The sequence below is a fragment of the Tunicatimonas sp. genome (genome assembly GCF_049647865.1).
In the GTDB taxonomy this organism is placed as follows: Bacteria; Bacteroidota; Bacteroidia; order Cytophagales; family Cyclobacteriaceae; genus Tunicatimonas.
Map to the genome: position 1 here is coordinate 1 of NZ_JBARYM010000516.1, position 9,859 is coordinate 9,859.

7 protein-coding genes are annotated in these 9,859 nt (G+C 41.7%); 6 read left to right on the forward strand and 1 reads right to left on the reverse strand.

From position 1 onward, the window contains the following. The 4 genes from WBA23_RS15220 to WBA23_RS15235 all read left to right on the forward strand — a co-directional run. The coding region (locus WBA23_RS15220; RefSeq protein WP_424583138.1) for a DUF368 domain-containing protein at nt 1-809 on the forward strand (809 nt) is incomplete at its 5' end. 154 nt (nt 810-963) lie between these two features. Next, nucleotides 964-1,953, forward strand: a complete 990-nt coding sequence (locus tag WBA23_RS15225; protein WP_424583139.1) for an AAA family ATPase — start codon at nt 964-966, stop codon at nt 1,951-1,953. A gap of 405 nt (nt 1,954-2,358) precedes the next feature. Beyond that, nucleotides 2,359-4,521 (forward strand): fasciclin domain-containing protein, encoded by a 2,163-nt coding sequence (locus tag WBA23_RS15230; RefSeq protein ID WP_424583140.1) that lies wholly within the window; start codon nt 2,359-2,361, stop codon nt 4,519-4,521. A gap of 95 nt (nt 4,522-4,616) precedes the next feature. After that, nucleotides 4,617-7,469, forward strand: a complete 2,853-nt coding sequence (locus tag WBA23_RS15235; protein ID WP_424583141.1) for a TonB-dependent receptor domain-containing protein — start codon at nt 4,617-4,619, stop codon at nt 7,467-7,469. A 55-nt stretch (nt 7,470-7,524) separates the two neighbouring features. Here WBA23_RS15235 and WBA23_RS15240 read toward each other — a convergent pair whose 3' ends face one another. Then, the gene (locus WBA23_RS15240) at nt 7,525-8,004 is read right to left on the reverse strand and encodes a hypothetical protein (RefSeq protein ID WP_424583142.1); all 480 of its coding nucleotides are present in this window, start codon (nt 8,002-8,004) and stop codon (nt 7,525-7,527) included. Between the two features lie 217 nt (nt 8,005-8,221). Between WBA23_RS15240 and WBA23_RS15245 the strand changes: the two genes are divergently transcribed. Both WBA23_RS15245 and WBA23_RS15250 read left to right on the forward strand, forming a co-directional pair. Continuing rightward, nucleotides 8,222-8,626, forward strand: coding sequence for a helix-turn-helix domain-containing protein (locus tag WBA23_RS15245; RefSeq protein WP_424583144.1), 405 nt, complete (start codon nt 8,222-8,224; stop codon nt 8,624-8,626). Nucleotides 8,627-9,273: 647 nt separating this feature from the next. Continuing rightward, nucleotides 9,274-9,747 carry a hypothetical protein gene (locus WBA23_RS15250; protein WP_424583143.1) on the forward strand — a complete coding sequence of 158 codons (474 nt, stop codon included), beginning with the start codon at nt 9,274-9,276 and terminating at the stop codon, nt 9,745-9,747. The last annotated feature ends 112 nt before the right edge of the window (nt 9,748-9,859 follow it).

Below are 9,859 nucleotides of genomic sequence, written 5' to 3' on the forward strand. Positions count from 1 at the left end.
ATGGCGAAGCACTACAACATGCGCTGAAGTTTCGTTGGCAAGCACTTTGGGAACATATAGACGGTACTTTTTTAGCGGTGCTCTTTGCTGGTATTGCGACGAGTCTCCTAACGCTGGCGAAAGTCCTCCATTATTTCCTAGATACATATCCTATCCAACTCTGGTCGTTTTTTTTCGGTTTAGTCATTGTGGCAGCTTACGTAGTAGCTAAGGAAATTACCCAATGGAGGGGAAGAGTTATTCTGGCGGGGTTAGCTGGAATTGCTATTGCCTACGCCGTAACAGTAATCACCCCCGCACAAACTCCTACCGATCTCTGGTTTATTTTCTTATCAGGATCAATTGCTATTTGTGCTATGATTTTACCCGGTATTTCGGGAAGCTTTATTTTGCTGATTTTAGGGAAGTACGAATACATATTAGGAGCTTTGAACGAGCGAAATTTACTGGTCATTGCTACATTTGCCGTAGGTTGTGTGGTGGGTTTACTAAGCTTTGCTCGTCTCATATCATGGTTGTTAGACCGATACTATAATACCGCTATTGCTTTGTTAGCCGGATTTATGATCGGATCATTGAATAAAATATGGCCTTGGAAGGAGGTAGTATCAACCCGTATGAACAGCAGCGGTGAGGAAGTACCCTTTATCACGAAAAATGTGCTTCCAGCTGTATACGAAGAAGTTATGGGGCAGTCACCCTATTTAGGGCAGGCTATACTCTTTATGCTGCTAGGGGCAGGCGTAGTACTTGCTATTGATTTAGTCGCCGCTCGTCAACAAAAAACAGCTAAAACGGTGAATAATTAGCAATGTACAGAAAGCAGTGACTATTAGAGAACGGAAAATGGAAATTTAAAAACTTTGTAACAGGAGATTAATGACCAGTGATAATTAACAATTAGCCTTTTAACAATTGAATAATCAAGCAATTAACAATCGAACCATTGAATAATTTCCTCTCATGGACCAAATAATCGACGAATCATTAAAGAAACAACATCGAGATAAGATTCAGCAAGTTTTTCACGAAGTGGGCAAAGTAGTGGTTGGGCAGCAATATATGGTCAATCGGCTATTGATAGGGCTGTTTACCAACGGGCATATTCTTTTAGAAGGAGTTCCTGGGCTAGCCAAGACACTCACAGTCAATACTTTGGCGCAGGTTCTGCATTTAGACTTTAAACGAATACAGTTTACCCCTGACTTACTTCCGGCAGATTTGATTGGAACAATGATTTACAATCAGCAGAATTCTGATTTTGAGGTAAAGAAAGGTCCAATCTTCGCCAATCTAATTCTGGCCGACGAAGTAAACCGTTCACCTGCAAAGGTACAATCAGCCTTGCTGGAGGCGATGCAGGAAAAGCAGGTAACCATTGGCGAAACCACTTATCCACTAGATCGCCCGTTTTTAGTATTAGCTACCCAAAATCCGGTAGACCAAGAAGGAACATATCCATTGCCGGAAGCGCAGGTAGATCGCTTTATGATGAAGGTATACGTAGATTATCCTACCAAAGAGAATGAGTTAGAGGTGATGCGACGTATGGCCAATCTATCTTTCAACGGAGAAGTAAACTCAATTCTAACTAAAGACGACATTTTTTCCATAAGAAATGAAATCAACGCAGTCAGCATCTCTGAATCGTTAGAGAAGTATATTGTAGAACTCGTATTTGCCACCCGCGACCCAGAAGCGTATAATATGGCTGATATAGCAAACTACATACAGTTTGGAGTATCGCCTCGGGCTAGTATTAACCTAAACATTGCTGCAAAAGCGATTGCTTTTTTTGATCAACGCGATTATGTGCTACCCGAAGATATTAAAGAAGTAGCGAATGATGTTTTTAACCATCGGATTTTATTGAATTACGAAGCCGAGGCTGACGGGGTGAAGACTAGCGATATTATTAAGACGATTCTTCAGAAGGTTCCAATTAATCAGTGATGATGGTTAATAACTAATGAGTAATGACTGGTGACCATTGACTAATGGAGCTTACTTTGAGACTAGGTGAGCAGTTAGGGTCATTTGCAATAAGATTTCTTCCTAACACGGAATATGAAAAGACACACGATGTAACTTATTCCGTAGTATAACTAGACGCGATTAGTCGCTAATCATTACTTATCATTCATGAAGTAGAGGTATTCAACTTACTGTTTATCAGAATAGTTGCCCAATTGAGTAGTAATTTAACTTCTTAACAATTCGATAACCTTGATATAACTTTGTTAACAATTAATTAACATATGGTTCTTCACAGAGTAATAAACAATGTCCAATTTTGCAGGGTAATTCATAAATCTACTACGAAACTGTTTAATTAATCTAATCTAAAGTTTTTCACGTATGAAGAGATTTTCAATTTCGCTCTTAGCAATGCTAGGATTTTTTGCGACTGTTTTTATCGCCTGCGATCCTGACGACGATGGCGTTGATATTCTACCCCCAACGATTTCCGATCCGAGTGATACTTCCGTTGATCCTGGTTCTACTGTTACCCTTTCGTTCAATGTAACTACACCCGGTGGTTTTCAGTCATCTTCAGTAGTTAGTAGTGATGACGCCGTGGCTACCGCTGCAGTTACTACCAACCTTACTGTTGACGAAGAAAGTGGTACACTGGTAGTTACCGTTACCGGAGTAGCCGAAGGACAATCTACTGTTACCCTAACCGTAACCGACCAGGAAGCGACCAGTGCTACTGCCGATGTGGTAGTTACTGTTAATCCTGAAGGTACTACTGGTGGTGGGCCACCCGCCGTTAGCGCAGCGGTACTAGATACCATTGACGGAGGAAGTTTAACTGTATTAAGCGATGCATTAGAAGCAACGGGGCTGTTTTCTGCCTTAGCTGATGCCGATGAAATTACGCTTCTTGCCCCTAATAATGATGCATTTACCGCGCTATTAACTGAGCTCGGGGTGGCCAACCTAACCGAGTTAGTTACTGAATTAACACAAGACGGAGTAATTAGCGTATTGCAAGGTCACGTAATTCCTGATTCATTAGGAGCTGCCGAAGTAATCGCTGCTGCCGGACAGGCAGTAGGTACGCTAAACCCAGACGCATCTATCAATATTACTACCGATGATGATGGTAACGTATTTGTGAACGGAGCTGAGGTACTTACTACCGATATCCAGATTGCCAACGGTATTATCCACATCATTGATTCAGTTATTAACCTTCCGGATTTAAGTGAAGAGATTACAGTAACTGCTTCAGCAGAAGGAGTTGGGACTACTACCTGGACAGCTAATAACACCTACATCTTGGACGGATTAGTATTTGTTAACGATGGACAAACTCTAACGATTGAGCCAGGAACTGTCATTAAAGGAAAACCTGGCCAAGGGGGAGGAGCTAGCGCGTTGATTGTAGCTCGCGGAGGTACTATCGAAGCACCAGGAACGGCAGAAAATCCGATTATCTTTACTGCTGAAGCTGATGATCTAAACGGTTCGGTAACCGATGACCAAAGAGGCCTTTGGGGAGGAGTAATCATCCTTGGTAATGCTACTAGCAATAATAATGATACTAATGGTGAGAAAAACATTGAAGGGATCCCCACCGAAGATACTCGCGGCGTTTATGGCGGAACAGATGATGCCGATGATTCTGGGACTTTTACTTATGTTTCTATCCGTCATGGTGGTAGTATAATTGGTGAAGAGAATGAAATTAACGGATTGACGCTGGGTGCAGTTGGTAGTGGTACTATCATTAACAATATTGAAGTTTGGGCGAACCTAGATGATGGTATTGAATTCTTTGGTGGTACAGTAAACGCTAGTAACTTACTAGTAGCTTACTGTGGTGATGATGGGTTAGATACCGATGAAGGTTACCGAGGTAATGTTCAAAAGGCAATCGTATGGCATACAAGTGCAACCCTACGTAGTGATGATCCTAGTGCCATGGAGCTTGACGGCGGGGTAGGTGCTAACGAAACCGTAGAACCGTTCTCACTGCCTAATTTTGCAAATCTTACTCTCTTCTACGATGAAGGGGACAATGACCTGACTAACGCAGTTAACATTCGCGATAACTCGGGAGCTAGTATCTACAACAGTATTGCTATCAACCATGATGCGCCATTTGCGGTTGAGCGAAGAACCGATATTGGTGGTACTGCTGCTGATGCAGTAGGAAGCTCGTTTGAGCGCTTAACCGAGGGACAACTAGTAATTAGTGGGAACTTATTCTTTAATATCAATGGAGTAACCGATCCTGCTAACTTAGCTGATGCCTTCGCAGTCCAAAACGAGTCTACTGCTGATGCAGAAACTACGCTTGAAACAGCAATAGCAGACAACAATGCGCTGGTTGATCCGGCCTTTGGCACTGGAGCTACTAAATTCACCCCTTCGGCCGAGGCTGTAACTACGGAGCTAGCTACTTTACCGGAAGGAATGCAAATGCTAAACTACAAAGGTGCGGTAGACCCAGCCGCCGCCTCGCCCTATTTCGCTAATTGGACTAAAACCTGGGAAGTTATTAGTCAGTAGCTTTTATAAAAAACAGGCATAAATGCCTAGAAAGTAGGTCGGCTTCGTGCTGGCCTACTTTTACTTATATAAAATGGCTTGTAAAAAATTAAACTATGATGAAGATCAATACGGTAGGTAAGCTTAGGATTTTGTCGCTATTATTGTTTCTAATCAATTTCGAGAATGCAGTAGCTCAAACCGGAACCATCCGAGTTTCGGTTTTTGATCAAGAGACTGGCGAAGCACTAATTGGAGCTACGGTTGTGATTGCTGGAACTACCCAAGGTAGTGTAACCGATTTAGATGGTAAAGCAGCTATCAATGACTTATCCCCTGGGGCATACAGTGTTCAAGTTTCTTATGTATCCTATCAACCTAAGACTATAGAGGGAGTAGAGGTAGGTGCTGATGAAGTAAATGCTTTTGAAGTAAAATTAGCCACCGAAACTGCAGAACTGGAAGAAGTAGTAGTTACTGCTGAGGTAATTCGTAATAGCGAATCCGCTTTACTTACTATTCAACGAAAATCCCCGGCTGTGATGGATGCTATCTCGGCCGACATGTTCTCACGCAACGGAGATAATAATGCGGCAGCAGCAGTACAGCGAGTAACTGGCGTTACCGTAGAAGGAGGAAAGTACGTATACGTGCGAGGCTTAGGAGATCGCTACAGCAAATCGGTGCTAAATGGTGCTGATATTCCCGGTCTAGACCCTAACCGTAATTCGGTACAGCTCGATATGTTTCCGAGTAATATGATTGACAATATCATCGTTTACAAAACCTTTACTCCTGATCTTACCGGTGAATTTACCGGTGGTTTAGTAAACGTAACAACCAAGGATTTTCCCGATCGCTTCACCTTACAGGTTTCAGGTTCAGCCGGTATTAATAGTCAATCCACTTTTAATAGTGATTATCTTACTTATGAAGGAGGTAGCCTTGACTGGATAGGGTTAGACAACGGAACTCGGGAGTTACCTAGTATTATTGGACAGTATACCAACGAAACCTTCCCTACTCCCGTTCAGAGAGATGTATTGCCGGAGGCAGTGAATGAAGCTGCTAGGTCCTTCGAGGGTAATCAGTTTACTCCTACCCGTAGTGCGCCCCCAATCAATCATAGCTTAAGCTTTTCACTGGGCAATCAAAAAGAACTTTTTGGACGCCCATTGGGGTTTGTGCTAGGACTCACTTACCGGAGAAATTTCGACTATTATGATGGTGGACAGGTAAACCGTTACGAGGGAGTACCTAGCAATGCTTCATCCATACGCGGAAGTATCATTACTGCTTCCGACGATGCTGCCTCTACCGAAGAGGTAAATATAGGAGGTCTCCTAAATTTATCGTACAAGCCTAGCGATAATAGCAAGATTAGTTTAAATGTGATGTACAATCAGGCATCAACCGATGTAGCTCGTCTTCAAGAGGGGTTTAGCTTACGTACTCGTCCTGACTCAACACTACTCTTTCAGAACAGAGCGCTATCATTCACGGAACGAGGGTTGGCTAATGGTTTGCTAAAAGGTGAACACAACGTTACTGGGCTAAATAATTTAAAGATTGAGTGGCAGTCATCTTACACCGATACCTATCTTGATGAACCTGATCTACGATTCCTTCAAAACAGTATTAGAATCAATGGTGACGGTGAGCGATCAACTATTCTTCCTAACCTGAATCGTCCTGGTAGATACTTCCGAAATATGGAAGAAACTAACTGGGACAGCCGATTAAACTTCACATTGCCAATAAATATCGCCGACGGTCGGGAAGCAAAGATAAAATTTGGAGGAGCCTATACCGAGCGAGACCGATCTTTCCGGGAACGCAGATTTATCTATACTGTAGATTTTCTTAGCTACGATGGCCTAGTTGATAACCGACTCGCTGATAACCAAATAGGTTTTGATAATGAAGGCAATCGCTTACCGGTATATATAGAAGAATCTACTCAGCCTGGTAATAACTACGATGCCCAACAGGCAGTCTACGCCGGGTATTTGATGATAGATGCCCCAGTGACTGAGAAGTTAAGAATAGTAGGAGGAGCCAGACTAGAACAAACCGATATGTCATTAGAAGCATTTGATGGCACCACTGGCGAATTAGAGACAAACGATATCTTACCCGCTCTAAACTTCACTTACGAATTAGTAGAAAACATGAATTTGCGGGCATCTTACGGACGTACTGTGGCCCGACCTACTTTCCGAGAGTTTGCTCCGTTAGTAACCTTTGCCTTCTACGGGGACTTCAACCAGATTGGTAATGCCAACCTAGACCGTACTCTAATTGATAACTTTGACCTGCGTTGGGAGATGTACCCTAACCGAGATGAGTACCTAAGTGCTAGTTTGTTTTACAAGCAGTTTGACAACCCTATTGAGAATACGATTAATCCCAATGCAGGTGGTCGAACCCCTGAGTATAAGTACGAAAATGTAGATGAAGCACAGTTGGTCGGCGCCGAACTTGAAGTGAGAAAACGGTTAAACTTTATCTCACCGGCCTTAGATGATTTTAGAGTGGGGGTAAACTTCACCTACGTATACTCCCAAGTAAGTTTGGAAGAGGATGAATTATTTGCTATCCGGCAGTTTGACCCAGATGCCGATGACACTCGGGATATGTACGGTCAGTCACCTTATGTAGTGAATGCTAATCTGGACTATAATAACTTTGAAACCGGGTGGTCAGGTAACGCCGTGTTCAATGTATTCGGGGCCCGCTTGGCATATTTTACCACTGCACTACCGTTTGTATACGAGCAACCTCGTCCTGAACTGAACATAAGTATTAAGAAACAAATAGACGAACGGTGGAGCGTACGTGTTAGAGCCAACAACTTGCTGAACCCGAAGTACGAAGAAACGATAGATTTTAGAGGGGAAGAATTTGTCTTTGATCAATACACTATGGGACGCGATTTTTCAATTAGCTTTAACTATCTAATTGAGTAAGAATATAACCTAATACAATCGTTATAAAGATGTTATCGGAAGATAACATCTTTTTTTAGGACGATATTGAAGCAGTATCCATATTAAAATAGATGTGATAACTATGCTCTATTGAATCGGGTTTCCTTACTCCCCGTAAGTAGAAATTAATCACTTTAAACCCATCAATATTCTTCCACATAATCATCGCTGATGAATCGTATTTGGTAGGCTCTACGTATTTAATGCCGAACTTAGTAATGGTTTCTGGTTTGAACTCAAGTGGATAAGGTTCATTCACAATTACTCCCTCAATCTTACCCTGGTAGTGCCTTACCTCTATCCCGTGTTTATTGTAATACTGAATGAAGTACTGCTTACCAAAGAACGTTCTATTGTATACTGTATCTGGTTCACCTAATATCTGAGTTACTTCGGTAGGAGATTTACTAAGTAGTAAAGGGGCATTGAAAACAACATTCTCGTTGGGTGAAGTACAATTATACATCAACCAAATAAGGAAGGGGAATATTAGTGTCTGAGGCGCGTGTTTCATACAGTAAAAATAAGTAAACCAGCTTCAAAATAGATAAAGGAGCAACTCAATTTAATCGAGTTGCTCCTTTATTTGTCTATAACTACTAAATACTATCTAGATAGACTAGCTTGTTGAAATCCTATCGTTCTATAAGATTCGTACCTGAACGACCTATCTTTAAACTGGCAATCTGTTTCTTTTTATTATTACGGACGAAAGAGAGAAAATTCGCAAAATCCTTGAATTACGGGACTGTAAGCAGGAATATTTAGCCAATCAGCTAGACATATCTATTAAAGCGTATAGTAAGCCGGAGCGAGGCGAAACAAAGCATACCGTAGATCGTCTGTACGATATTGCTCATATACTAGAAGTAGAACCGGAAGAAATTATTCACTACTCAAAGGATGAACTCTTTACTAATCGGCAAACTTCAGGAGGGAAAATTACTGCAAATAGTGTTGCTCAGGAAAAAGGTCGGTACGAACAGCGAATAAAGCATCTGGAAGAGGAGATTAGTTTTCTTCGGAAACTTCTAACTAAGCTTGTAGGGGAAATCGAGTTAGCCCTAGAAACTGGAGTTGCTGTCTCTTGTTTTATGAAAAGCGCGATTTTTGCAGATCAACGGACTCTTTTGTAGGTTTGTGTTATGAATAGTATTATCATCACTCCAATTACTGATGATGAACTAGTACCTTTGGCTGATATTATGAAAGTGTCGGACAAATAAGAGTAGGATCTCGCCGAGCCTTTGAAAAAGAAAGTAGAGGAATTAAAGATACGAAGGTTAGGCATCAGTTAAGAAACTACCGAATAGGTTTTTACTATTACAACGAAACTGTAGAATTAGTCCGAGTAAAAGATCGTAAAGACCTTTACACCTAGGTAGTAAGCTACTTCTTTCTGCTGATAAAAAGAGCCAGTAACGAAGTAAAAAGCCTAAGTTATTACGCTTTTCACCCCAACACCTGGGCAATGAAGCCGAATGGAGTACTTCGTTTGTACTACTTTTATGCTTTTTACTTCAAGCTTGGTGTTCCGAACCTCTGGTTTGGTGCTTTTTACTGCAAACGTTGGGTAAATAACTTCAAACTAGGTGCTATTAATTAGTATAGAAGTCTATTTGCCAAATTTTATTTTGGGTATTGCCATAATATCTAGTAGCCTGACGTTTTCAAGTAAAGGGTACCTACGTAAGCTTGCCTCACAAATTAACTAGTTGCTTCCAGTTACCCGGATTAGCTTTGCTATTCTTAGTATTGGTGTAGTAAAGAACATATAATAATTATGGTAAACGACAACGTAGTATCAGTGAAGCTTACTGCTAAAGAAGTGGAAGAAGCTATTCAGAAAATTAAAGAGGTGCAAACCAAACTAGCGGGAAAGCTGATTGCGCTTACTCCCGAAGAACGACAGGAGATTCCTAAGATGAGTGATCGTACTCAGCCCTTTGTTGAGAAAGTAACCGGTTACGTAAGTTCGCGTCCCGAGTTTATTCCCTTCTATATGTCGGCAGACGAATTGAAGATTGACGTGAAGGCAGTAAACGACTTAAAGCAAATTCTGCGAGAAGCCGAACAACTCTGCCAAGCCCTGAATGATACAGTTATGCTATCCGGTAGCGAGGCGTACAAATCCTCACTGGCATACTACAATTCGGTAAAGCAAGCGGCTAAGGCCAATGTTCCGAATGCCGAACCGGTGTACGATGATCTAAAGAAACGCTTTGAGAAAAACCGTTCCACTAAAAGCGAAGAATAGCATGCTGTATGAGGGTTTTAAGCCGGTTTCAGTTTTTCGCTAAAGACTTGCTTAAACTTATCTACCTTTGGACGAATCACAAATGAGCAGTAGCCCTGTTCGGGATTGTTCT

Coding starts and splice junctions, on each gene's coding strand:
- WBA23_RS15225 (WP_424583139.1), top strand. CDS start 964: ATGGACCAAATAATCGACGAATCATTAAAGAAACAACATCGAGATAAG.
- WBA23_RS15250 (WP_424583143.1), top strand. CDS start 9,274: ATGGTAAACGACAACGTAGTATCAGTGAAGCTTACTGCTAAAGAAGTG.
- WBA23_RS15230 (WP_424583140.1), top strand. CDS start 2,359: ATGAAGAGATTTTCAATTTCGCTCTTAGCAATGCTAGGATTTTTTGCG.
- WBA23_RS15240 (WP_424583142.1), bottom strand. CDS start 8,004: ATGAAACACGCGCCTCAGACACTAATATTCCCCTTCCTTATTTGGTTG.
- WBA23_RS15235 (WP_424583141.1), top strand. CDS start 4,617: ATGATGAAGATCAATACGGTAGGTAAGCTTAGGATTTTGTCGCTATTA.